The 23,421-nt window shown below is 67.9% G+C and carries 20 protein-coding genes; 12 read left to right on the forward strand and 8 right to left on the reverse strand.

Features of this window, described 5'->3' with window-relative positions; all coding sequences use genetic code 11:
- From JWQ81_RS15810 to JWQ81_RS15825, 4 genes are all read right to left on the reverse strand, one after another.
- On the reverse strand, nucleotides 1-416 hold a 416-nt coding region (locus JWQ81_RS15810), incomplete at its 3' end, for a hypothetical protein (protein ID WP_297542117.1).
- 512 nt (nucleotides 417-928) lie between these two features.
- Complete coding sequence (locus JWQ81_RS15815) at nucleotides 929-1,636, reverse strand: CPBP family intramembrane glutamic endopeptidase (protein WP_297542119.1); 708 nt, start codon at nucleotides 1,634-1,636, stop codon at nucleotides 929-931.
- A 224-nt stretch (nucleotides 1,637-1,860) separates the two neighbouring features.
- A complete protein-coding gene (locus tag JWQ81_RS15820; RefSeq protein ID WP_297542124.1) occupies nucleotides 1,861-4,374 on the reverse strand; it encodes an ABC transporter permease in 2,514 nt (837 codons plus the stop codon).
- A gap of 2 nt (nucleotides 4,375-4,376) precedes the next feature.
- The gene (locus JWQ81_RS15825) at nucleotides 4,377-5,126 is read right to left on the reverse strand and encodes an ABC transporter ATP-binding protein (RefSeq protein ID WP_297542126.1); all 750 of its coding nucleotides are present in this window, start codon (nucleotides 5,124-5,126) and stop codon (nucleotides 4,377-4,379) included.
- 158 nt (nucleotides 5,127-5,284) lie between these two features.
- On the opposite strand from JWQ81_RS15825, the gene JWQ81_RS15830 reads away from it, so the two are divergent.
- Together JWQ81_RS15830 and JWQ81_RS15835 are read left to right on the forward strand one after the other, a co-directional pair.
- Complete coding sequence (locus JWQ81_RS15830; protein WP_297542128.1) at nucleotides 5,285-6,484, forward strand: sensor histidine kinase; 1,200 nt, start codon at nucleotides 5,285-5,287, stop codon at nucleotides 6,482-6,484.
- Nucleotides 6,475-7,110, forward strand: coding sequence for a response regulator transcription factor (locus tag JWQ81_RS15835; RefSeq protein WP_297542130.1), 636 nt, complete (start codon nucleotides 6,475-6,477; stop codon nucleotides 7,108-7,110). The genes JWQ81_RS15830 and JWQ81_RS15835 overlap by 10 nt, the downstream gene beginning before the upstream one ends.
- A 4-nt stretch (nucleotides 7,111-7,114) precedes the next feature.
- Here the strand turns inward: JWQ81_RS15835 and JWQ81_RS15840 are convergent, their stop codons facing one another.
- Nucleotides 7,115-7,948, reverse strand: a complete 834-nt coding sequence (locus tag JWQ81_RS15840; RefSeq protein WP_297542132.1) for a class I SAM-dependent methyltransferase — start codon at nucleotides 7,946-7,948, stop codon at nucleotides 7,115-7,117.
- 186 nt (nucleotides 7,949-8,134) lie between these two features.
- On the opposite strand from JWQ81_RS15840, the gene JWQ81_RS15845 reads away from it, so the two are divergent.
- The gene (locus tag JWQ81_RS15845; protein ID WP_297542134.1) at nucleotides 8,135-8,566 is read left to right on the forward strand and encodes a MaoC/PaaZ C-terminal domain-containing protein; all 432 of its coding nucleotides are present in this window, start codon (nucleotides 8,135-8,137) and stop codon (nucleotides 8,564-8,566) included.
- A 58-nt stretch (nucleotides 8,567-8,624) separates the two neighbouring features.
- On the opposite strand, the gene katG is transcribed toward JWQ81_RS15845, so the two are convergent.
- Nucleotides 8,625-10,838, reverse strand: coding sequence for a catalase/peroxidase HPI (gene katG, locus JWQ81_RS15850; protein WP_297542136.1), 2,214 nt, complete (start codon nucleotides 10,836-10,838; stop codon nucleotides 8,625-8,627).
- Nucleotides 10,839-10,867: 29 nt separating this feature from the next.
- Nucleotides 10,868-11,299 carry a Fur family transcriptional regulator gene (locus JWQ81_RS15855; RefSeq protein WP_297542138.1) on the reverse strand — a complete coding sequence of 144 codons (432 nt, stop codon included), beginning with the start codon at nucleotides 11,297-11,299 and terminating at the stop codon, nucleotides 10,868-10,870.
- 262 nt (nucleotides 11,300-11,561) lie between these two features.
- On the opposite strand from JWQ81_RS15855, the gene JWQ81_RS15860 reads away from it, so the two are divergent.
- Nucleotides 11,562-11,837, forward strand: a complete 276-nt coding sequence (locus tag JWQ81_RS15860) for a YggT family protein (RefSeq protein WP_297542140.1) — start codon at nucleotides 11,562-11,564, stop codon at nucleotides 11,835-11,837.
- Here JWQ81_RS15860 and JWQ81_RS15865 read toward each other — a convergent pair.
- Nucleotides 11,827-12,891 (reverse strand): YncE family protein, encoded by a 1,065-nt coding sequence (locus JWQ81_RS15865; RefSeq protein WP_297542142.1) that lies wholly within the window; start codon nucleotides 12,889-12,891, stop codon nucleotides 11,827-11,829. The two genes, JWQ81_RS15860 and JWQ81_RS15865, sit on opposite strands and share 11 nt — an antisense overlap.
- A gap of 331 nt (nucleotides 12,892-13,222) precedes the next feature.
- Here JWQ81_RS15865 and JWQ81_RS15870 point away from each other — a divergent pair, with 331 nt between their 5' ends.
- The 8 genes from JWQ81_RS15870 to JWQ81_RS15905 all read left to right on the forward strand — a co-directional run bounded on the left by JWQ81_RS15870 (nucleotide 13,223) and on the right by JWQ81_RS15905 (nucleotide 23,394).
- Nucleotides 13,223-14,056, forward strand: coding sequence for an MBL fold metallo-hydrolase (locus JWQ81_RS15870; protein WP_297542144.1), 834 nt, complete (start codon nucleotides 13,223-13,225; stop codon nucleotides 14,054-14,056).
- 32 nt (nucleotides 14,057-14,088) lie between these two features.
- The gene (locus JWQ81_RS15875; RefSeq protein ID WP_297542146.1) at nucleotides 14,089-14,874 is read left to right on the forward strand and encodes an enoyl-CoA hydratase/isomerase family protein; all 786 of its coding nucleotides are present in this window, start codon (nucleotides 14,089-14,091) and stop codon (nucleotides 14,872-14,874) included.
- 36 nt (nucleotides 14,875-14,910) lie between these two features.
- Nucleotides 14,911-15,945, forward strand: coding sequence for a methyltransferase (locus tag JWQ81_RS15880; protein WP_297542148.1), 1,035 nt, complete (start codon nucleotides 14,911-14,913; stop codon nucleotides 15,943-15,945).
- Nucleotides 15,942-16,535, forward strand: a complete 594-nt coding sequence (locus tag JWQ81_RS15885; protein ID WP_297542150.1) for a TetR/AcrR family transcriptional regulator — start codon at nucleotides 15,942-15,944, stop codon at nucleotides 16,533-16,535. The genes JWQ81_RS15880 and JWQ81_RS15885 overlap by 4 nt, the downstream gene beginning before the upstream one ends.
- 322 nt (nucleotides 16,536-16,857) lie before the next feature.
- Nucleotides 16,858-17,751: a hypothetical protein gene (locus tag JWQ81_RS15890; protein ID WP_297542152.1), complete on the forward strand. Its 894-nt coding sequence runs from the start codon at nucleotides 16,858-16,860 to the stop codon at nucleotides 17,749-17,751.
- A gap of 177 nt (nucleotides 17,752-17,928) precedes the next feature.
- Entirely contained in the window at nucleotides 17,929-21,207 is a 3,279-nt protein-coding gene (locus JWQ81_RS15895; protein ID WP_366942297.1) for a penicillin acylase family protein, read from the forward strand.
- A 31-nt stretch (nucleotides 21,208-21,238) separates the two neighbouring features.
- The gene (locus tag JWQ81_RS15900) at nucleotides 21,239-22,135 is read left to right on the forward strand and encodes a sphingomyelin phosphodiesterase (protein ID WP_297542153.1); all 897 of its coding nucleotides are present in this window, start codon (nucleotides 21,239-21,241) and stop codon (nucleotides 22,133-22,135) included.
- Nucleotides 22,132-23,394 (forward strand): MFS transporter, encoded by a 1,263-nt coding sequence (locus tag JWQ81_RS15905; protein ID WP_297542155.1) that lies wholly within the window; start codon nucleotides 22,132-22,134, stop codon nucleotides 23,392-23,394. The genes JWQ81_RS15900 and JWQ81_RS15905 overlap by 4 nt, the downstream gene beginning before the upstream one ends.
- Nucleotides 23,395-23,421: the final 27 nt, after the last annotated feature.

Here is a 23,421-nt window from a genome sequence, read left to right on the forward strand (position 1 = left end):
GCCACCCGATCCTCCTCCGACACCGTCGCAGGCATCGCCGTCATCGTCTTCACGATCACGTCCACATGCGCGGGAGTGAGAGCACCGGCCAATGCGGCGAGACCGGTCAGCGGTGCGACACCGGGGACCTCTGTCCCGTCGATGGCGTACAAGGAGTTGGTGCCGCGGGCACGGACCACGATCTGACGTGCCGCGGGCTCGGACATCCCCGTCGTATGCATCAGCCACTGCACCGCGGAGGTGTACTGATGGGTGGCCTTGATGCCATCGGTCTCGGTCTTGGTGACCACCAGACCCAGCAACGCCGTGTACCGGTTCATCTCCCGGGTGATCGCACGGGCGTACTCGACCAGCATCGCCGGATCAGCACGCCGGATATCGGCGGGATCGGGGAGGGTGATCGTATCGCTGGGCACTCCCTTATTCTACCTCGATTCGAACGTTTATTCGGAACACGTTCAGGTGATACCTATTATCGCGGAACGTAGTCATCGATTATTCGAAAAGGCTGCCACCGCAACAAAATGTCTCCTGCACCTGCTTGCCGCATCACTCACTCATGCACCACAATGACAAGTCTGGTCGCTTAACGTGATGAGCGAGTCGCGAAAGGGGCTATCCGTTCGGTCACCACAAACGAAATTCCCTTTCAGCCAATCGAAAAGCACCACCAGCACAAAGAGGCAGGCCCTCGAAATCCGCCTCACGAACTCGAGTCGGCCCCGGTCCTTGCTGCAGTAGAACGGAACATGCCGCCTAAACCGGCGCCCGACATCAAAAGTCGTAACCCTGACCACGACGCACCTCCGGGCAACTGAGCCATTAGCATCACCCCAAGACTATGCCGCTCTCGCGAAAAGCGAGAGGGACTTTCCTCCCTCCTAGCAAGGAAAGTCCCTCTCACCACAGGTCAGCCGAAGCACCGCCGCTAGCGCGGCCCTCGATAGCCGAGCTTGCCGCGGGTCGCGATGAGCAGGATGGCCGCCGCGACGGTGGACGAGATCAAGAGGATGTGGCTCGCGGTGTCCTGCTGAGCACCGGGGAACACTGCGGTCCAGGCGACGGAGAAGAAGTTGTTCACACTGGTGTGCAACAACATCGCCAGCGGCAGGCTTTGGCCGGTGCGGTTGAACACCCACGTCATCACAAGGCTGAAAACGATGGCGGTCGCAACGAACTCGATGGGTGCGTACCAGCTGACGTCGGGACCCGCCCAGTCCGTGAGGAACAGCGGCAGGTGCCAGGCGCCCCATAACGTACCGAGGATCAGCGTGCCACGCAGCGGCCCGAAGCGCGGCTGCAGGTGGGGCAGGGCGAAGTCACGCCAGCCGGGTTCCTCGGCGAGTCCGGTGGTGAGCATCTGGAAGACGAGAGCCGGCAAGTACGCCACCAGGACCGTGGCGGCGGGCAGCTGGAGGTGGACTCCGTAGATCGGGAAGCTGGTCAGGATCAGCGTGGCGGGGACACCGAGGATGATCGCGACGTACCAGCGCCAGTTGACCCGCCATTTCAGCAGCCGCCCGGCCCAAAGACGGAGTCCGGGCCTGCCTTCGGCGACCGCGGTGACGATGAACGCCGCCAGGATGGGGCCGAGGTATGCGCCTGGAAGCACGCCGGTCAGTTGGGTGCTGCCCATCGCCGTCGGGTAGCCGAACGGCAGGAGCCCCACCCCGTTTTTCGAGAGTATGTAAGGGGTCCAAGCGAACCAGCTCAACACGAAAGCCAGTATGAAGAAGCTGGGCAACGGATGCCGGCTGATCAAGCCTCGAACGCCGGTGAGTGAGGACCTGTTGTCGCTCAAGGTGTCTGGCAGTACCACGGTGTTGTCCTTTCGGGATCTGTCTGATGAGGACTGGATGGTCAGTCGCCGGTGCGCATCGCAACGACGGGGGTCGGACGCATCGCGATCCGGGTGGGGATGGCGATCGAACCCCAGCCGAACACCACCGCGGCGACGACGATCGCCAGGTAGATCAGCGGCGGAACGGTGGGCAGCGCGGACGACGTCAGGCTGAGGCTGATCCCGATCAGCGGCGGCAGCGCGGCCAGCGAGCCCAGGACGACCGCGGCGACGACGACAACCGCAGCTTCACCGCGCATCATCGCCCGCACCTGACGGGGTTTCGCACCGATGAGCCGCAGCAGCGCGAACTCGCGGACCCGCGCCGCGGTGGCCAGCACCAGGATGTTCACCACCGCGATGGCGATGAAGCCGAGCAACACCAGGTTCAGCAGCAGGCTGACCTCCGACTGCGCGGACATCGCCGTGTTCTGGGCGACGGTGAAGGTGCTCCGGTCGGTGAGCCGCAGCTCGGGATGCGAACGCAGGGCTTCGCGCAGTGCGGTGTCCAGCGCACCGGGGTTGGCGCCCGGTGCCGCGGCGATCAGGATCGTGTCGTCGAGCCTGCTGACGGTGTGTTCGAGCACCACGGTGTTCGGCAGGGTCACGTCCCCGAAGCCGAGGCCGCTGCCGTAGATCGCCACCACACGCGCGGTGTACGGCGTGCCGTCACCGAGGCGCAGCGGGAGCGTGGCGCCGACGTCGACGCCGAAGGTGTCCGCCGCGAACTGGCTGAGCGCCACGGTGTTCCCGGTCAGTCCCGCCAGGTCGCCGTGCCGGACGTCGAGGTCCATCACCTGGCCGAGCCGGTCTGGCGTGACGCCCTGCGCGGAGTAGGACGCGGTGGTCGGGTCGCCGAACTGCTGGTAGGTGACCAGTACCGAGGTCCGCGCCACGGGTGCGGCGACGCCGACCCCGGGCACCTGGCGCACGGCGTCGGCGAGGGACGGCGCGATCCCGTCCGGCGAAACGATCACCTGGTCGGCGCTGATGCCGAGGTCGGTCTGCCGCTGGGCGGCGCCGGTCGTCGTGGTCATCGTGAAGATCTGCACCGCGGCCAGCGCGACGCCCATGATCAACGGGGTGGTCGCCGACCCGAGCCGCCGCAAGCGCGCGTGGGTGTTGGCACCGGCGAGGAATCCCGACGCGGTGCGCCTCATGCCCAGCCGGCCGAGCAGTCCGGCGGTGGCGGTGAGCAACCGCGGCCCGAGCAGCGCCACCGCGATGACCAGCAGCATGGCCGAGCCTGCCGCTCCCCCGGTCGCCGCCGGGCCACCGAGGACCATCGGCAGGAAGACCCCCGCCCCCACCCCCGCGACGACGAGCAGCCAGCCGATGGTCTGACGGGCACGGCCGAGTCGAGGCGGTTCGACAGCTGCTTCGCCCAGTGCCGCGGCGGGGCTGACCCGGGCTGCGCGGCGCGCCGCGAACAGCCCGGCCAGCAACGCCGCGACCACACTCGCCAGCACCGCGGCCACGGCCGGCAGCGGTCCGACCACGAACTGGAAGCCCGCCGGCACGGCCCCGAACCGGACGAGCGCGCCGCGCAGCAGGACGCTGAGGCCGAGTCCGGGCAGCGTGCCGAGAACCGCCGCCACCCCGGACACCAGCAACGTCTCGGTGGCGATCAGCCGGAGGACCTGCCGCGGCGTCGCGGCGATCGCCCGCAACAGGGCGAACTCGCGTCGCCGCTGCTGGATCGCCAGGCCGAGCGTGCTGCCCACCACCACCAGCAGCACAATCAGCAGCATGACGCCGCCGAACGAGCCCGCCATCAGGATCAGGAACGACCGTGCCGCGCCGACGTCGAGGAACTCCGCCTCGGACCGGGCGATGCCGACGCTGGTGATGACCCCGGGAAGGCTCTGGTGGATGCGGGTCGCGAGTTCGTCCGCTCCGACGCCCGGGTCGGCGAGGACCGCCACCGCGTCCACCTGGTCAGGTCGGCCGGAAAGATGGCGGGCCTGCGCGTCGGTGAGGAACGCGGCGGATTGCCCGGACGTCGTCGTCCCGACCAGCCGGTACCGGGTGCCGACGGCGCCGATCTCCAGTTCGATCGAATCACCGGTGTACAGACCCGCCTGCGCTGCGACGCCTCTGTCGAGGACAACTTCGTCCGGCGCGTCGGGCGCTCGGCCGTCGGCAAGGGCGATCGGGCCGAGCCGCGTCGAGGACCATCCGTGCGCGAGCAGCGGGACCTCGGTCCCCCGCACGCGTAAACCGGTCTGGACGCTCACGTCGCCGACCGCCGCCCGGACCCCGGGCACTCGCGCGATCTCGTCGGCGCGCGCGGCCGGGAGCGTGACCCGCTCGGCGAAACGCTCGTCCGTACCATCCTTTGTGGACACTGTCTGCGGGGCGGTGACGACAACCGGGGCGCCGGCGTAGCGCTGCGGCGCGATTCCGGCACTGATCCCGGACTCCAGCAGAACTCCGCTCGCGGTGATCAGCGCGGCGCCGCAGAACACCGCGACGAACGCGGCTGCGAACGACCCTCGGCGCGCTCGGATCGTTTTCCAGGCAAGAGAAAACACGCTCACCACTCCCCGAGATGCGTCATGCGCTCGGCGATCAGCTCGGGACTCGCCTGGGCCAGTTCGCCCGCGAGGCGGCCGTCTGCCAGGAACACCACACAGTCCGCATAGGAGGCCGCGACCGGGTCGTGCGTGACCATCACCGCGGTCTGTCCCCACCGGTCCACCGCGTTCCGCAACGTCGAGAGCACCTGCCGGGCGGTGCGGGTGTCGAGCGCGCCGGTCGGCTCGTCGAGGAACATCACGTCGGGCCGGGTGACCAGCGCGCGGGCGATCGCGACCCGCTGCTGCTGGCCGCCGGACAGCTTGCTGGGACGACGGTTCAGCGGGACGTCGAGCTCGACCGAGCGCACCACTTCGGCGAGGAACTCCGGCTCGAAGGGACGGTTGCCCAGTCGCAGCGGCAGCACGATGTTCTGTTCGACGGTCAGCGCGTCGAGCAGGTTGTAGGCCTGGAAGACGAACCCGATCCGGGCGCGGCGCAACTCCGTGAGCGCGGCTTCCCGCTGCCCGGTCAACTCGGTGTCGCCCAGCAGGACGCGGCCGGAGGTCGGCCGGTCCAGCCCGGCGGCGCAGTGCAGGAAGGTGCTCTTGCCCGAACCTGAAGGTCCCATCACCGCGGTGAAACTGCCGTGCCGCAGGCTGATCGTCACGTCGTCCAGTGCGCGTACGGCGGTTTCCCCACCGCCGTAGGTCTTGCTGACCGATTCCAGCCGTACCGCGCTGGTGAGTCCATTCGCGACTGTCGTCATCGTCGTTCCTTCCGGTTCTTTTCCACGACTGGAGACGCTATGGCCGCGGAGGTGTCGGCACACTGGCCCGAGGTCCCGAACCGGGGGTGTAGCCCGGTACACCACCCGCAGTGCTCCGCAGTAGAGTTCGGCAGCATCGCCGCAGGTGGAGAGGCCGGATGAGAACAGCGATCAAGCGCAGTGCCGATGCCACCGCCGTGGTCCTTTCCGGTCTGCAGACCGCGCTGCCGGCACTGATCGGCCTGATCGCGGCGCCGCTGCTGCTGATCGCGCTGCCGTTCTTCCCCTCGAGCATTCGGCCGGTGCGGTGGCTGGCCGCCATCGAGCGCAAGCGGGTCGGCCGGGTACGCGGGCACCACATCCCGGCGCCCTATCGCGCGGAACAAGGGCGGCTTGCCGTCGTGCGCGACCCGGCAACCTGGCGAGAGCTCGCGTGGCTGCTCACGCACGGCATCGCCGGCACCTTCCTCGGCCTGACGTCGGTGGCCCTGTGGCCGGCGATCGTGACGAGCGCGACGACCCCGCTGATCTGGTGGCTGTTCCCGCCCGGCAGGATCACCGGGATGCTGGTGCCGCTCCAGACCTGGCCGCAGGCGCTCACGTTGCCGTTCGGCCAGGCCGCGGTCTACGCCGCGCTGGTCTATTGGCTGGTGCCGCTGATCGCGCGCGGACAGCTCCGGCTCGCCGAGTCGCTGCTCGGTCCGAGCGACCGCGAACTGCTGACCCAGCAGGTCGAACTGCTCACCGAGACCCGCATCGAGGCGCTGGAGTCCCACGGCGCGGAGCTACGTCGTATCGAACGCGACCTGCATGACGGGACCCAGGCCCAGCTGGTGGTGGTCGCGGTCCGGCTCGGGCTCGCCGAACGGGCGCTGCGAGGAGGCCCGGAAACGGCGCTGTCGTTGGTGCGGGACGCGCGGTCCGGGATCGAGGACTCGCTCAGCAACCTGCGCGACGTCATCCGCGGCATCTACCCGCCGATCCTTGCCGACCGCGGGCTCGGCGGCGCGGTCTACGCTCTCGCCGGCGGGCACCGCATCCCGGTGTCGGTGCGCGTCCCCGACGAACTTCCGCGGCCGCCCGCGTCCATCGAAGCGGCGGCGTACTTCGTCGTCGCGGAGGCACTGACCAACGTCACCAAACACAGCGCGGCCGAGCGTGCCGAAGTCATCGTCGACGGCGATGGGCGGTACCTGCGGATCCTGGTGCGCGACGACGGCAAGGGCGGCGCCGACACCGGCGACGGGAGCGGGCTGACGGGCATCCGGCGGCGCGTCGCGGCGCTGGACGGGACTACCCGGATCGACAGTCCGGTCGACGAAGGAACCACGATCGAGGTGCGGCTGCCATGCGAATAGTGATCGCCGAGGACAACGCGTTGCTGCGCGAAGGGATCACGCTGCTGGCCAGAAGCTCCGGTCACGAGATCGTCGGCATCGCGGTCACCGGTCCCGAGATCTTGCCGCTGCTGCTCGAACACCGCCCGGACGTCGCGGTGCTCGACGTCCGGATGCCGCCGAACTTCCGGGACGAAGGGCTGCGCGCCGCGATCGAAGCCCGGCGGCAGCTGCCCGGGCTGCCCGTGCTGGTGCTGTCGCAGTACGTCGAGCAGACCTACGCGACCGAACTGCTCGCGACGGGCGCCAGTGGGACCGGATACCTGCTCAAGGACCGGATCGGCCACGTCGAGGAGTTCCTCGACGCCTTGGACCGGGTCGCCGCCGGCGGCACCGCGCTCGACCCGGAAGTGGTGTCACAGCTGATGAACCGGCGCGACCCGCTGGACGCGCTCACCCCCCGAGAACGCGAGGCGCTCCACCTGATGGCGCAGGGCCACGACAACGTCGCCATCGCCCGCCTGATGGTCGTCACCGAACGCGCGGTGGCCAAGCACATCGGGAACATCTTCCGGAAACTGAACCTGCCCACCACCGACAGCGGACATCGCCGGGTACTCGCCGTCCTCGCCTACGTGAACGCCTGACGCCCTACGGACGCCAGATATCGACCGCGATCTCGCGCATCTGCTCGCTGAACATCCCATCGGGGCCGGCACCCAGAAGAAGCTCTCTAAGCTCTGCCTCGAACGCGGCGCGGCGCTCGCCGAACTGGTGTGGTGTCGAGCTGGAGAGCGAGAACACCGCGGCGACGAGGTCGTCGATCTTGCGTGTGACAGCCCAGCCGGGGATCTCGATCCGCCACGGACCGGTGAACCCAGCGGCCCGGTAGACCTCCGATTCGCCCCCGGCCGTGCCCTGCGGGAGGCTCCCCTGGCCGGCGCGCCGCTCCGGGCCGAGGTAACGACGCACCAGCTCGGCCATGGCCCCATGCGGTGGCCTGGGGTACGGCAAAGTCGCCGTGCTGTCGACACCTTGGTGCGTGGTGGCGTGCACGTGTGCGCAGGCGCCTCCGGCGTCGAGCATGCCGCGGACCGCCGATGCGACCCGCGGTCGATCCATCCAATGGAATGACTGCGCGAAGGTCACCAACCTGAAGACGCCCAGTTCGGCGGGCAACTCCTCGGCACGCCGCAGCAGCCACCGGGTGTTGCTCATGCCGGTCTCTGACGCCAGCCGACCGGCTTCGTCGAGCATGCCTTGGTCGGCGTCGAGCCCGATCGCCTCCTCGAACCTGTTGGCCAGCAACAACGTCAGGGAACCGGGCCCGCACCCGACGTCGAGAAGGCGCCCGGAACCGTCAAGGTCCAACTGCGCGGCGAGGGCGTCAACGAGGGCCGTGGGGTAAGCGAGGCGACCTCGCGCGTAGTAGGCGGCACTGCCGGAATACAGCGACGGATCCCACTCCCACGTCCCCTCAGCCATGTCGGGATTCTAATGTCGCGTCGCGCAATCCGGCCACGCAGTTTCCTCGACGCTCACTGCCCGACGGCGTGAACTCCGCCGTCAGCCCAGACCATGGACCCGGTCGTCGCCGGCAGCCAATCGGACAGCAACGTGCGCCGGCGAGGCGGTCATGGACCTGCGCCAGGTGCTCATGAGGGAGAACTCGTGAATCCCGGCGACGAGCTTCCCCCGCTGACGCCGCCACCGATCTCGGTGGAGACGCTGGTCCGGTTCGCGAAAGCCTCCGGAGACGACAATCCGATCCACCTCGATCACGCGACAGCGGCGAGCCGAGGCTACGACGGGGTGATCGCGCACGGGATGCTGTCGATGGCCTACCTGGGCCGGCTGGTGACGGGTTGGGCGCCTCAGCACCGAATCCGGTCCCTGCGGGCCAGATTCGTCGGGCCGACTCCCGTCGGTGCGATGGTCACCTGCACTGGCCGGGTCCGCAGCGTCGACGAGGTGGACGGCGAACAACGCGCGAAGGTCGTCCTGACGGTGACCCTGGCCGACGGCACTACGACTGTCCGTGGTGAGGCAATCGTAGCGACCGTTTTCCGTCAGGCCGCGCGCCCGGCTTGGCGCGATTCGTAGCAGGGGACCCCTGGTACGAATGATTCGTACCAGGGGTCCCCTGCGCCGGAACGGTCCGCTACACCAGGTCGAACCGGTCCAGGTTCATGACCTTGTCCCAGGCGGCGACGAAGTCGTGCACGAACTTCTCCCGCGCGTCATCGCTCGCGTAGACCTCCGCGAGCGCACGCAGTTCGGAGTTCGAGCCGAAGACGAGGTCGGCGCGGCTACCGGTCCACCTGACCTCACCGGTGACGGAGTCGCGGCCCTCGAAGGTCTCCGCGTCGTCCGCGGTCGCCTTCCACGTCGTGCCCATGTCGAGCAGGTTCGTGAAGAAGTCGTTGGTCAGCGACTCCGGCGTCGAGGTGAGCACGCCCAGCGGGGACTGCTGGGTGTTCGCGTCCAGCACCCGCAAGCCGCCCACCAGGACGGTCAGCTCGGGCGCGCTCAGGGTCAGCAGGTTCGCGCGGTCGATCAGGAGGTACTCCGACGGCAACCGGTTGCCCTTGCCGCGGTAGTTGCGGAACCCGTCCGCGGCCGGCTCGAGCGCGACGAACGACTCGGCGTCAGTCTGCTCCTGCGACGCGTCCGTGCGACCCGGGGTGAACGGGACGACGACGTCGAAGCCGGCACTCTTGGCCGCCTTCTCGACCGCGGCGACCCCGCCGAGCACGATGAGGTCCGCGAGCGAAACGGTGCCGTCAAAGGACTGCTGGATTCCCTCCAGCGTGCGCAGCACCTGCGCCAGCGCGTCGGGGGTGTTGACCTCCCAGTCCCGCTGGGGCTCGAGGCGGATGCGCGCCCCGTTCGCCCCGCCGCGCTTGTCGCTGCCGCGGAACGTCGAAGCCGACGCCCACGCGGTGGAGACGAGCTGGGACACCGAAAGACCCGAGTCGAGGATCTTGGCCTTGAGCGCGGTGACCTGGTCGGCCCCGAGCGGCTCGCCCGCGGCCGCGGGAACGCGGTCCTGCCAGATCAGCGCCTCCTGCGGGACCAGCGGTCCGAGGTAGCGCTGGATCGGGCCCATGTCGCGGTGCGTCAGCTTGAACCACGCCCGCGCGAACGCGTCGGCGAACTGGTCCGGGTTCTCGTGGAAGCGCTGCGAGATCGGCGCGTAGACCGGGTCGAACCGCAGCGCGAGGTCGGTCGTCAGCATCGTCGGCGGACGCTTCAGCTCGCCGGACTCCGGGTCGGGCACGGTGTTCGCGCCGGCGCCGTCCTTCGGCTGCCACTGGTGGGCCCCGGCGGGGCTCTTGGTCAGCTCCCACTCGTAGCCGAACAGGTTGTCGAAGAAGGAGTTGCTCCACTGCGTCGGCGTGGACGTCCAGGTGACCTCGAGGCCACTGGTGATCGCGTCCCGGCCCTTGCCGCTGCCGAAGGTGTTCTTCCAGCCGAGGCCCTGCTCTTCGAGCGAGGCACCCTCGGGCTCGGCACCGACGTACTTGTCCGGGTCGGCCGCACCGTGGGTCTTGCCGAACGTGTGCCCGCCCGCGATGAGCGCGACGGTCTCCTCGTCGTTCATCGCCATGCGGCCGAACGTGTCGCGGATGTCGCGGGCCGCGGCGAGCGGGTCCGGGTTGCCGTTGGGGCCCTCCGGGTTGACGTAGATGAGGCCCATCTGAACAGCGGCGAGCGGGTTCTCGAGCTCACGGTCGCCGGTGTAGCGGTCGTCGCCGAGCCAGGTGGTCTCGGGGCCCCAGTAGACGTCCTCGTCGGGCTCCCAGACGTCCGCCCGGCCGCCGGCGAAGCCAAAGGTCTTGAAGCCCATAGTCTCCAGTGCGCGGTTTCCGGTGAAGATCATCAGGTCGGCCCACGAAACCGAGGCGCCGTACTTCTTCTTCACCGGCCAGAGCAGCCGGCGCGCCTTGTCGAGGTTTCCGTTGTCCGGCCAGCTGTTCAGCGGCGCGAAGCGCTGCATACCGGCACCGGCACCGCCGCGGCCGTCGTGGATGCGGTACGTGCCCGCACTGTGCCACGCCATCCGGATCATGAACGGCCCGTAGTGGCCGAAGTCGGCAGGCCACCACTCCTGCGAAGTCGTTAGTACCGCGTCGACGTCGGCGGCCAGCGCGTCGAGGTCGACCGAGCTGAACGCCTCGGCGTAGTCGAAGGCCTCGCCCATGGGGTTCGCCACAGCCGGATGCTTCCGCAGGATCTTCAGGTTGAGCTGGTTCGGCCACCATTCGCGGTTGGCCCCGCCCTCAGTCGGGTGCTTGAAGCGCCCGCTGTCGACCGGGCACTGGCCCGTCTCCTCGTTCATCTCTCCAACAACGGCGTCAGGACTGTCAGACACGGGAAACCTTCCGGGATAAAGGGATGCGCTCAGGAACTTGGCTTGGTGGAGCAGTCGGGGCACAGGCCCCAGTAGATGACCTCGGCCTCGTCGATGACGAAGCCGTGATCGTCGGATGCCGTCAAACAGGGAGCCTCGCCGACGGCGCAATCGACGTCGGCGATGACACCGCACGAGCGGCACACGACGTGGTGGTGGTTGTCCCCGACGCGGGACTCGTAGCGGGCCACGGAGCCCGGCGGCTGGATGCGCCGGACCAGGCCCGCCACCGACAGCGCCCTCAGCACGTCGTAGACGGCCTGATGGGACACCTCGCCGAGATTCTCACGCACGGCACCGATGATCGAATCCGTGTCGGCGTGCGGCTGGTCGTGCACCGCGGTGAGCACGGCCACCCGGGGCCGCGTCACACGCAGTGCAGCCCCGCGCAACATGCGCTCGAAGTCCGTAGGTGTTGACACATGGGGCAGTGTGCCCCATTTTCTGGAATCAATCAAGAACAGAGCGACCCCGTGTCTTACCCGGACGGGTACTTTCGGCGTGCGGCGTGGTACCCCAGTGGTATTGGAGTGGCGATTGTGACACGTGGTGTGGGTGAGGCATGCGGGGCGTCGTCCGCACCTGATAGTCGGCTGAGAACCTGGTTTCGGCGACGCTTCCGACGAGGTCGGCAACGTTGATACCGGTAAGACGGCCAGCACGGCCGTCACGGAGGAGTTCGTCATGAGCCTGATCGGAACCCTGCTCGGGTATGCCCTGTCGGCGTTCATCCTGCTGCTGATCGCCCGGATGGTGCTGGACTGGACGGGCGTCCTGGCCCGCGGCCCACAGTGGACGCGCCAAGCCCGCGCGCTGACCCACGCCGGGACGGAGCCGGTGATCGCCCCGGTCCGGCGGGTACTACGGCCGCTGCGGACCGGCGGGGTGTCGATCGACCTCGCGTTCACCGCGGTGTTCTTCGGCGCGGTGATCCTTCGCTCGATCGCTTTCAGCCTCTGAATGCCGCCCGGGCGACGATCTTGTCGACGTCGACAATGTTGGACTTGTTCAGATAGGCGTACACGACGCCAGCTCGCGGAAGATAGCCCAGGGTGTGAAACCCTGGCTCCGTGGGAACGTTCTCGATGACACGGTGAGCGGCGAGGTCGACGATCCCCATCACGCCCGCTTGGGATTCGCCGAGGAACAGCAGGCCGTGGTCCTGGTCTCCGGCGATCTGGTCGATGCCCGACAGGGTTTTCACCGTGTGGACCACACGGCCGTTTCGTGGGTCGACGGCGAGTATTTCCGGACTGGCGGTGGCGACCCAGAGCAGGTGGCGCGCCGCGTCGTAGTACATGTCCTTGGCGGCACTGCCCGCGGGCAACGGCAGAGTGAAGGTCTGCGTGACTTTCCGGGTTCTCGGGTCGATCACCAGTACAGAGTTGTCCTCCGACTGGTAGAGGCGGTCGCCGGCGGCTACGTAGGTGCCCAGATCGGGTCCCGTATGGGCGCCTGTACTCGATTCGGGCAGGGTGAGCGCGCCGAGCACCGCGAACGGTGCGGTCGCGGAAAACTCCTCCATGGTGCTGGTGTCGTCGTTGGTGACGAACACACTGCGCTCGTGGGGATCGTAGTAGATCGCGTCCGGTGTTCCCCCGCCCGAAGGCACCGTGGCGACCGTCTTCCAGGTGACCTTGGAAATGACTTTCACGCTGTTCGTCGTGGCGGAGGCGGCGAAGACGTAGGCGTCCGTGTAGGCGATCCCATTTACCGAAGGAACATCCGGTATGACCGTTCTGATGGTATTGGTACGAGTGTCCAGCACGACGACCTCGTCGTCCGGGCTTTGCGCGACGTAGACGGCGTGCGCGGCAGGGTCCACCGTGACAACGTCGCCGTGTCCCCCGACCCCGGGTAGGGCGATGACCTTGCGAGTGCTCACAGTGACTTGACCGAGACATCGCGAACCGGACGGTGACGTCGACGAGGCGTCGGCCGTTCCTCCGGCTGTGACCAGCGCGGTTACCACCGCCACCACTAGCGCGGCCGACGTCCGGGTATGGGTACGCATAGGAGTTGACGTCCTTTCGTCATCGCTGACGGCGACATACCTGCAGAGGAACAACACCGACAGTTACGGCATGGTGAATACTGTGTCTCGTCTACTGTATACAGATAGTGCGGCAAGGCACGGCCGATGTCCAGCGTCGGCCAAATCCTCTCTCGCTCAGAGATGGCCCCTCCTCCTGACGCGCACGCTCTCGAGGACTTCGATGAGTGCCTGGACGTAGTCATCGAAGGCACCGCGGCGAAGGCCGACTCCACGTCCTGATCACCCACTGCCGTTTGACGATATCGTCTAGACGATTTAGTCTAGCGAGCGACAACGACAGGAGATGCCCATGACCGGACTGACACTCGACGTCTACACCAGCCCGATGCGCGAGATCAGCACCGGCGGGCAGTTCTCACCGACCACCGCGACGCTCGTCTTCGGGCCGACGGAGGTCGCACTCGTAGACGCGCAGTACGCAGCCACCGACGTCGACGAACTGGCCCGGCGTATCGACGCGAGCGGCCGGACGCTGACCACGATCTACCTCACCCATGCCCACGCGGACCACTACTTCGGCATCGGCCCCCTCCTCGCCCGGTATCCGGATGCCCACGCGGTCGCCCTGCCCGCGGTAGCCGCGGAAATCGCTGCCGGCAACGAAGACGCGCGAACCCAGTGGCGCGACTGGTTCGGCGGCGCGACCATCGACAACGTCGCTCTGCCCGAACCGCTCGAGAGCGGTTCATTCACCGTCGACGGCGTCGAGCTGGTCGCGATCGAGGTCGGGCAAGCCGACATCCCGCACAACACCGTGCTCCACATCCCTGCGCTCGACACGGTGTTCGCCGGCGACGTCGTCTACAACGGAATCCATCCGTTCCTGGCCGCCTCGAACGAAACCCAGTGGCCACAATGGATCGAGAGCGTCGAGAAAGTTGCCGCCCTTCACCCGCGCACGGTCGTGGCCGGGCACAAGCGGCCGGAACTGCCCGACGACGACCTCGCCGCCACGGTCGAGATGACCAAGAACTACCTGCAGGACTTCATCGGAGAACTCGCCGACAGCAGCGATTCCCGGGACCTGGTGGCGCGCATGCGGAAACGCTATCCCGACCACGGAAATCCCAGCGCTCTTGTCCTTTCCGCTGTTGTCGCAGTCAAACGTCGACGCGACGCCTGACCAAAACCGTCCGCACCCGAAGGAGGCCAACGATGGCTGTAATGACCCTGACCGTCGAGGACGCGCTCGCCACCCTCACCCTCGACAATCCCCCGCTCAACCTGTTCTCCCAAACGGTCATGGACGAGCTGGAAGACCACGTCAACGCCGTGTCCGTCAGCTCCGCTCGCGCCTTGCTGATCCGCGCCGAAGGCCCGCACTTCATGGCGGGCGCGGACGTACGGGTCTTCCACGAGCGGAGCCCGGCACAGGCAAGGGCCATGTTCAGCCGCATGCTGCCGGTCATCGCCCGCATCGAAGAGCTGCCGATCCCCACGGTGTCCGCAGTGCAGGGACTCTGCCTGGCCGCCGGGCTCGAACTGGTACTGAGCACCGACATCGTCGTGGCCGGCGAGTCCGCGCAGTTCGCCCAAGTGGAACGCCACATCGGCACCACGACCCTGCTCGGCGGCATCCACCGCCTCGCCGAACGCGCCGGATCCGCGCGGGCCAAGCAGATCGTGTTCGACGGCGACCGCTACAGCGCGCGGCAGTTCGCGGACTGGAACATCGTCAACCACGTCGTCCCCGACGACCAGGTGCAGGCCAAGGCGGCCGAGCTCGCCGGGCACTACGCCCAAGGCCCGACCCGCGCGTTCGCCGCGGGCAAGTCCTTGCTGCGCGGATATCTCGAGGGCGGGATCCGGGCAGGCGACCGGGCCGTGCTCGACGCCGGCGCCGAACTCTTCGCCAGCCGCGACATGCGGACCGGGGTCGCGAAGGTACTCGGCGGTGGCAGCAAAGCCATCTCGAAGAACACCGACTTCCTCGGCGCCTGAATGCGCCGAGCGCGTCAGCATGGATAGGGTCGGACGATGGATCTACCGACGGCGGCACCATCGACACCCTCGATCATGGCCATGGCCGATCTCGCGACTCCCATGTCCATCCGAGTGGCCGCGACGCTCAGCCTGGTAGAGCACGCGGGAAGCGCGGGTGCGACCGCGGAGAAGCTCGCGGCCGCGACCGGAACCGCGACGTCGAACCTGCGGCGTCTACTTGATCACCTGGTCACGATCGGCGTCTTCGACCTCGAAACGGAGTCCGGTCATTACCGACCCACGAAGCTCGGTGCCCAAATGAGCGAGGACGCCCCGGAAGGGTTCAAGCCCTTGCTCGACATCACCAGCGCGGGCGGGCGCGCCGAACTCGCTTTCGTCGATCTGCTGGGGACAATCACCACCGGCACTCCCGCCTACGAACACCGATACGAGCGCGGATTCTGGGCGGACCTCGACGCTCACCCGGAATTGCGGCGCTCGTTCGACGCCCAGATGCAGTGGCGATTCCGGACGCACGCTCCGCAGATCGCCGAACGTTTCAACTGGAGCCGCTTCTCCGAGATCGTCGACGTCGGCGGGGGTGATGGGAACCTGCTCACGGCGATCCTGCGCGCCCATCCCGAGCCGCGCGGTCGCGTTCTGGACCTGGCCCCGACGGCTACCGCTGCCACCGACAGATTCGCGGCAGCCGGACTCGACGACCGGGCCCACGCCGTGTCCGGCAGCTTTTTCGATCCCCTGCCCTCCGGCGCCGACGCCTACCTCCTCTCCGACATCCTGCATGACTGGGACGACGACCACGCCCGCAAGATCCTGACCGAATGCCGTCGGGCCGCCGCACCGGACGGCACCGTGGTGGTGGTCGAGCCCGTGCTGGGGAGGGGAACCGACACCGCGATGGACCTGTTCATGCTGATGTGCTTCGGCGGCCGCGAACGGACGGTCGACGCGCTGACCGCACTGGCCACTGGCTGCGGACTCGTACTCCACGCTTCAGGCTCGGTGTCGGACGGGCGGACGGTACTGGAGTTCCGAGTCGCGCCCCACCTGGGGGACGAACGCGGATGACTACGAATAAGCCGTTGAGCCATCGTGAAAAGCTGATGCGCGAGGGAACCAAGCAGCTCTACGAGTACGGCTTCCACGGCACCACGGTGGACCGGATCCTCGAAGCGTCGGGCGTACCCAAGGGCTCGTTCTACCACCATTTCGGCTCGAAGGAAGCCTTCGCCAGGGAAGCTCTCGAGCGGTACGTGCGATTCCAACTCGACTTGCTCGCCAAATGGTCGGCCGCAGAGGACATCGACACGGCCGACGCTATTTATGGATACTTCACCGACATGGCCGAAGCCTTCACCCGGTCTCGGCATCAGCGGGCCTGCCTGCTCGGCAAGCTGTCCACCGAAATGGCCGCGGGCTCACCGGCGTTCCGCGACCTGCTCGCCGCCGACGTCTTGCGGTGGAAGGAAAAACTCGTCGACCTGCTCCAACGCGGCCGCGATCGCGACGACGTCCGCGAGGACCTCACGGTGGACGAACTCGCCGATGCGGTGCTCGCGCTCATCCAAGGCGTCTTCGTCCTAGCACTCGCGGTGCGGAACAAAGCCATGCTTGACGCCACCGGCGCGACCCTGCGCCTGCTGATCAGGCGGCCCTGATGGTTACGTCACCCCCGAACTCGTCGAAGCGCGACGAGTTGGTGATTTTTCTCCGCTGATTCGCATTTCGTCAGGAACCCACAATCTGCCCGATCGGGCAGTGCATTCCCTGCCCAAAGGGCAGTCGTATTTCCGGTAAACTTTCCAGCGAAGGCATCGTGCCCGGCACCGCCGCGGTGAAGTCGCTGGACGGCAACGTGGCGTACCGGGCAGGCGTCGACTACGTGGTCACGAGCAGACCGGGACGATCACCCGGACCGATACCAGCGCGATCCCGGACGCCCACTCGGTCGAGGTCGAGGTCGCGCTCGTCGTGCCGCCGGTGACGAAGTCGAGCACCGCGATCACCCTCGACCTGCCGAGCACCGCTCGCCCGGCACCGCCGCAGGTCGCCTGGGTGGTACCGACGTTCGGCTGGACCGAGCAGTCGACGAACCTCGGCCTCAAACGGACCAGGACCCGGGGCGGTGGCGGGCTTCGCGTGTTCCTCGAACGGCCCTGGTACTCCTCCGGCGTCGGCGAGCAACTCGCCGTCGTGCTCCTCGACTCCCAGGAGGCCCGGCCTCCTGACCAGACCGACAAGCACCGGTTGGAGCTCGTCACCCAGCTCGGTGTCGACCCCGTCGTGCAGACCCAGCCGCTGACCGCCGCCGCGGGTTACCCCGGCGTCGGACAGTTCCCGTTGGCCACGGACAACAAGACGCGGCTGAGCCTGCCGGGCCGGACCGACCTGTTCGACGTCGCGGTGCACGACGTCGTCTGGGACGCCGACCGCGAACGCTGGGCCTGCGACATCGTGCTGCCACCCGGCCGGGTCTACCAGCCGTTCGTGCACCTCGCGCTGGCCCGCTACCAACCGAACTCGTTGAAGGACAACGAGTTGTCGCCGGTCGCCGCGCTCGAGTGGGCGCAGCTCGGCCCCGACCGGGCCGCGACTGTCCTGCTCGACGCACTCGACCTGACCAAGGTCACGGTGACGGTCGCGGGCTGGTCGACGTCAGGGACCGCCTCGGTCCAGAAGAAGCCGAACGCGGTTTCGGTGCTCCTCCAGACGTCGGCCGCGCTCGATCCGAGAGACCTGGACTGGACGACGGTCGGTTCGGCCGACGGGCAGGCGCTGACCGCGTCGACCCAGCCCGACGGCACCACGGCGTGGACCGGAGTCGTGCGGCTGCCCAAGCCGCGGTTGCTGACCCCGTTCCGGGGCGTCTGCTGAGCGGCGCACCGGCGAATCCGGACAGACCACGCACGATATGAACCTCTTTCACGTTTCAGTTCCGACGTGGAACTTGAAATATTTTCACATCCTGCTTATGGTGTCCCTCGTCACTCACGCGCCCGACCTGATTATGGCTTCGGCAGGTCAGGGTCCCCACGAGGAGCGAGGTGCCTGTTGTCAGCACGAGCCCGCCATTCGACGCGGAGAGCGCGCGCTCTCGCCGCCTTCTCGGTCATCGCGGTCACCGCCGCCGTGGCTGGGGCCGCCTCGGCGTCCGCCGTCACCCCGCTGGCAGACCCGGGCGCCGCGCCGGACTACTGCCTCTCCCAGTGCAACGACATCCTGCCGCCGGGTGAGAACGGCACCGCGACCGCCGCGCAGATCGTGGCGAACAAGCTCACCGGCGCGAAGCCCGCGCACACCGACGACCAGCTGGGCAAGTACGCCAGCCTGGTCGACGGCTACACCGGGCTGACCAACGACACGCTCGGCAGCTACTACAACAACTCGTCGTTCGGTGTCCCATCCGACCAGGTGGAGAACACGCTCAAACCCGGCGGCCGCACCGATGTCACGATCGTGCGCGACACCACCGGCATCCCGCACATCACCGGCACCACCCGCGACGGCACCGAGTACGGCGCCGGCTACGCGGCCGGCCAGGACCGGCTGTGGATGATGGACGTCTTCCGCCACATCGGCCGCGGCCAGCTCACCGGCTTCGCCGGCGGCGCGGACGGCAACCGGCAGCTCGAGCAGCAGTTCTACCTCAACGGAGCCGCCACCGAAGGCGATCTCCAGGCACAGGTCGACAGCCTCTCCACCAACGGTCCGCAGGGACAGCTTGCCGTCAAGGACGTCACCGCCTACCTCTCCGGCCTCAACCAGTACATCGCGGACTCGAAGTCCGGACTGTACTTCCCCGGCGAGTACGACCTGACCGGCAACGCGAACGTCCTGACCGGTGACGGGATCCAGCCGTTCAAGCCGACCGACCTGGTCGCCATCGGCTCGGTGATCGGCGCGCTGTTCGGTGCGGGCGGCGGTGACCAGGTCGCGTCCGCGCTGGTGAAGGTCGCCGCCGAACAGAAGTACGGCGTGGACAAGGGTGACGCCGTCTGGCAGAGCTTCCGCGAAGAGAACGACCCGGAAGCCGCCACGACACTCCACAACGGACAGACGTTCCCGTACGCCGCCAGCCCGGCGAACCCCCAGGGCGTCGCGCTGCCGGATCCGGGCTCTGTCACGCCGCAGCAGGTGGTCTTCGACCCGACAGGTTCGGCCGCCACGGCCGGATCAGCCGCCTCGAAACAGGCCACGGACACCTCGAAGTCGGCGACGTCGAAGGCCAACGCGCAGGCGAAACCCGAGCTGGCCAAGGACAAGGGCTCCATGGCGCAAGGCGTACTGCCGGCCAACCTGTTCGCGCAGAAGCACGGCATGTCCAACGCGCTGGTGGTGTCGGGCCAGTACACCGACACCGGCAACCCGGTCGCGGTCTTCGGCCCACAGACCGGTTACTTCGCTCCCCAGCTGCTGATGCTCGAGGAGATCCAAGGCCCCGGGATCAGTGCGCGCGGCGCCGCGTTCGCCGGGTTGAACTTCTATGTCCAGCTCGGCCGCGGCCAGGACTACTCGTGGAGCGCCACGTCGGCGAGCCAGACCATCATCGACACCTTCGCCGTTTCACTGTGCAATGTGGACGGCACACCGGCCACAAAGGACTCGACTGGCTACCTCTACAACGGTGCCTGCACACCGATGGAGCAGATCGAGCGGGACAACTCGTGGAGCCCGACCATCGCCGACGGCACCGCGGCCGGCTCGTACAAGCTGATCGCGTTCCGGACCAAATACGGCATCGTGCAGTCCCGTGCCACCGTCGGCGGCAAACCCGTGGCCTATACGACGTTGCGCTCGACCTACGGCCACGACATCGACACGGTCATCGGGTTCCAGATGTTCAACGACCCAGGCGTGGTCACCAGCCCGCAGACGTTCCAGCAGGCGGCGTCACACGTGACCTACACCTTCAACTGGTTCTACGTCGACTCCAAGCACACCGCCTACTACAACTCCGGGCTGAACCCGACCCGCGCGCCGAACGTCGATCCGAACCTGCCGATCATGGCGAACGCGGCCGACCAATGGCAGAACTGGGATCCCGCCACGAACACCGTGGCCAACACCCCGTTCGACGCCCATCCCAACTCGGTCGACCAGGACTACTACGTGTCCTGGAACAACAAAATCGCCAACGGGTACTCGATGTCGACCTTCGGCGACGGCTCGGTCTACCGCAGTGACCTGCTCGAGAGCCGGGTCAAGTCGCTGATCGCCAGCGGCAAGAAGGTCACCAGGGCGTCGCTGTCCCAGGCGATGGAAGACGCCGCAGTCACCGACCTGCGCGGTGAGGACGTGCTGCCCGAGCTGCTGGCTGTGCTCACGTCTTCGCCGGTCACCGACCCGGCGCAGAGCAAGGCCGTCGGCGAGCTGAAGACGTGGCTGGCGGACGGCGCCAAGCGCAAGGAAACCGCGCCTGGCGGCAAGACCTACGCCGATTCCGACGCCATCCGGATCATGGACGCCTGGTGGCCCCTGCTGGCGAAAGCGGAGTTCAACCCGAACATGGGCGACGCGCTCTACACCGCGATGACCAAAGCACAGCAGGTCGACGAAGCGCCGTCGTCACCGGAAGCCGGTGTGGCGCACAAGGGTTCGTCGTTCCAGCTTGGCTGGTGGTCCTATGTGGACAGGGATCTCCGCGCGGTGCTCGGCCAGCCGACACAGGGCGGCCCCGGCCAGACCTACTGCGGCGCGGGCGACCTCGCGCAGTGCCGCTCGAGCCTGCTCACGGCGCTGTCGGCAGCGGTGGCGACCCCGGCCGCCACGACGTACCCCGCCGACGGCCTCTGCTCGGCCGGTGACCAATGGTGCACGGACTCCATCGAGCAGCACCCGCTGGGCGGCATCGCCGACGCCGAGAGCAACTGGCAGAACCGTCCTACATTCCAGCAGGTCGTCCAGTATCCGGCGCATCGCGGCGACAACATCGCGAACCTCGCGCTGAACCGCCCGGTCACGGCGACGAGCTACCAATCCGGGCTCTTCCAGCCGAACGTGCCGCCGTCGAATGCCGTCGACGGCAACATCACGAGCCGCTGGGGCAGCAACAAGACCGACAACGAGTCGATCACCGTCGACCTCGGCACGGTGCAGCCCGTGAGCCGGGTGCTCCTGTACTGGGAGGCGGCATACGGGCGCTCGTACAAGATCCAGGTGTCCGGCGACGGCACGACCTGGCGAGACGTCTACGCCACGACAACGGGCGACGGCGGCCAGGACGTCGACGTCTTCCCTACTACCAGCGCCCGGTACGTGCGCATGCAGGGGGTGCAGCGCGGCACCGGGTACGGCTACTCGCTGTACGAGTTCCAGGCGTACGCGAAGTAGACCGGCACTCGGGTCGGACGGGAGCAGCCGCATGCCGGAACTTCGTGTGCTGACGTTCAACGTGCTGCAGCTCCCGTTCGTCTCGGCGTGGCCGTCCGGAATCCGGCGGGCCGGCCTGGCCGCCGAGCTGATCGGCGGCCTTGCCCCGGACGTCGTCGTGCTCAACGAGGCGTTCGGGCTGTCCGCCGCCGGGCTGCTCGTGCGGCGGCTGACCAGCGGCGGTTACCACACGACGCCGCAGGTCGGTGCGCTGCGAGGACGGTCCGACTGGCACAGCCGAACCGAGCCGGACTCCCCCGTGCGGGGCCTTGTCGGCGGCGGCGTCCGGGTGCTGAGCAGGCACCGCATCCTGCGGCAGCACCAGCATGTCTACCGCGCCTATCGGCGGCACACGCAGGACGCGTGGTCCGCGAAAGGCGTCGCGCTGGTCGAACTCGACGTCCCGGGAAGCCCGGTGTGGCTGGCCGCGACGCACCTCCAGGCCGACGAGCCGCCGACCCCGGTCGCGGCGACCCACGACGTCCGGCTGCACCAGCTCGCCGAACTGCGCCGGGTGGTCGCGGCCACCGTGCCGCCCTACCGCGCGGTCCTGCTCGCGGGAGATCTCAACGTCGAGTACTACCAGTCCGATGTGGATGGTGTACCCGGCGAGCCCGGCCCCGATCCGGAGGCGGCCGCGGCAGCGGTGGGCGGCCGGGTCGCACCCGACGGCGCGATCCACGCGCACACCTTCGACGGCGCCCGCAACCCGCTCGTGGCACGCTCACTCCCCCGCTACCGCAATGTGCTCGACTACGTCGGTTCCATCGACGAGAACGGACAGAGGCCCGTTCCCCACATCACCACGTCGACGATCCCGTTCGAACCCGGCCGGGCTGCCAGCGACCACTACCCCGTACTCGCCGAAATCACCTGGGAGCACCGATGACAACGGCGAACACCTCCGCCGAGGACAGCAGATCCGCACTGGCCGAGCCGACCACACCCGTCTCGCGCGCCTGGAGCGGCTACTGGTCACTCGCGAACTTCGGAATCTTCCTCGCCTACTACGGCACTCAGCAGATCCTGCTCCCCCGCCAGACCAACGCCATCACGGGCAGCGACGCGGCAGCCGTCTCGGCGCAGAGCTGGGCCAACATCTGGGCCGCGGTGGTCGCGATCGTGGTGTCGATCCTCGCCGGCGCGCTGTCGGACCGCACCCTGCACCGCACCGGACGGCGGCAGATCTGGGTCGTCTACGGCGTGACGCTGGCCGTGGTCGCGTTCGTGTTCCAGGGCATGCAACACGGCGTTGTCGGCGTCGTGCTCGGCTGGATGGTCTTCCAGGCCGGGTACGCCACGATCACCATCGCGCTGAACGCGGCCATCCCGGACGAAGTGCCGGTGAACCAACGAGGCAAACTGTCCGGCTACCTCGCGGTCGGTACCGCGGTCGGGCCGCTGGTGGGCGTCGTGGTGGTCACCTTCCTGTTGACCGGAATCCTCAACGCCTACGTCGGGTTGGCCGTGCTGCTCGCGGCGTTGGTGCTGCCGTTCGCATTACGCACCAAGGGAAAACCCCTCCACGCGGAGGAACGCCCACCCCTGGCCTTGCGAGCGTTGCTCGTCGGCATCATCGAACCGTTGCGATATGCCGACTTCGCGTGGGCTTGCAGCCAACGGTTCCTGATCAACGTGTCCAACGCGCTCGCCCAGATCTTCCTGTACCAGTACCTCAAGGATGAGGTACACACCGATCCTGACGTCGGGACCCTGTTCCTGCTGCTCGCGTACACCGCGGGCGTTGTGGTCGTCGCGATCCCCGCCGGGAAGCATTCCGACCGCACCGGAAAGCGCAAACGCATGGTGGTCGTCTCGTCCATCCTGCAGGCAGCCGCGGCGCTCATCCTCGCGTTCGCCCCGACCCTGCCGGCCGCGATCGCCGGCGCGACCCTGCTCGGCCTCGGCTACGGCGCGTACCTGTCGGTCGACCAGGCACTGATCACCCAGGTCCTCCCGCACGCCCAAGACCGAGGCAAGGACCTCGGCATCCTGCAGATCGCCGGCACCCTGCCGTATGTGGCGGCCGCCGGAGTCGGCGGCCTGCTGATCAACTCCGCCGGCGGTTTCCCGTCGCTCTACCTGGCATCGGCGGCGACCGGCCTGGCGGCCGCGGTCTGCGTCCTGCCGATCAAGAGCGTGCCGTAGCGGGTGCATGATGCTCCGGTGGAGATC

Origin of the sequence: Amycolatopsis sp., from assembly GCF_025464955.1 — a bacterium.
Taxonomy (GTDB): domain Bacteria; phylum Actinomycetota; class Actinomycetes; order Mycobacteriales; family Pseudonocardiaceae; genus Amycolatopsis.

Bases quoted from the DNA above. Each gene is read 5' to 3' on its own strand.
- JWQ81_RS15840 (WP_297542132.1), bottom strand. From the start codon at position 7,948: ATGGCTGAGGGGACGTGGGAGTGGGATCCGTCGCTGTATTCCGGCAGT.
- JWQ81_RS15860 (WP_297542140.1), top strand. From the start codon at position 11,562: ATGAGCCTGATCGGAACCCTGCTCGGGTATGCCCTGTCGGCGTTCATC.
- JWQ81_RS15880 (WP_297542148.1), top strand. From the start codon at position 14,911: ATGGATCTACCGACGGCGGCACCATCGACACCCTCGATCATGGCCATG.
- JWQ81_RS15885 (WP_297542150.1), top strand. From the start codon at position 15,942: ATGACTACGAATAAGCCGTTGAGCCATCGTGAAAAGCTGATGCGCGAG.
- JWQ81_RS15815 (WP_297542119.1), bottom strand. From the start codon at position 1,636: ATGGGCAGCACCCAACTGACCGGCGTGCTTCCAGGCGCATACCTCGGC.
- JWQ81_RS15900 (WP_297542153.1), top strand. From the start codon at position 21,239: ATGCCGGAACTTCGTGTGCTGACGTTCAACGTGCTGCAGCTCCCGTTC.
- JWQ81_RS15865 (WP_297542142.1), bottom strand. From the start codon at position 12,891: ATGCGTACCCATACCCGGACGTCGGCCGCGCTAGTGGTGGCGGTGGTA.
- JWQ81_RS15835 (WP_297542130.1), top strand. From the start codon at position 6,475: ATGCGAATAGTGATCGCCGAGGACAACGCGTTGCTGCGCGAAGGGATC.
- JWQ81_RS15875 (WP_297542146.1), top strand. From the start codon at position 14,089: ATGGCTGTAATGACCCTGACCGTCGAGGACGCGCTCGCCACCCTCACC.
- JWQ81_RS15830 (WP_297542128.1), top strand. From the start codon at position 5,285: ATGAGAACAGCGATCAAGCGCAGTGCCGATGCCACCGCCGTGGTCCTT.
- JWQ81_RS15905 (WP_297542155.1), top strand. From the start codon at position 22,132: ATGACAACGGCGAACACCTCCGCCGAGGACAGCAGATCCGCACTGGCC.
- JWQ81_RS15870 (WP_297542144.1), top strand. From the start codon at position 13,223: ATGACCGGACTGACACTCGACGTCTACACCAGCCCGATGCGCGAGATC.
- JWQ81_RS15825 (WP_297542126.1), bottom strand. From the start codon at position 5,126: ATGACGACAGTCGCGAATGGACTCACCAGCGCGGTACGGCTGGAATCG.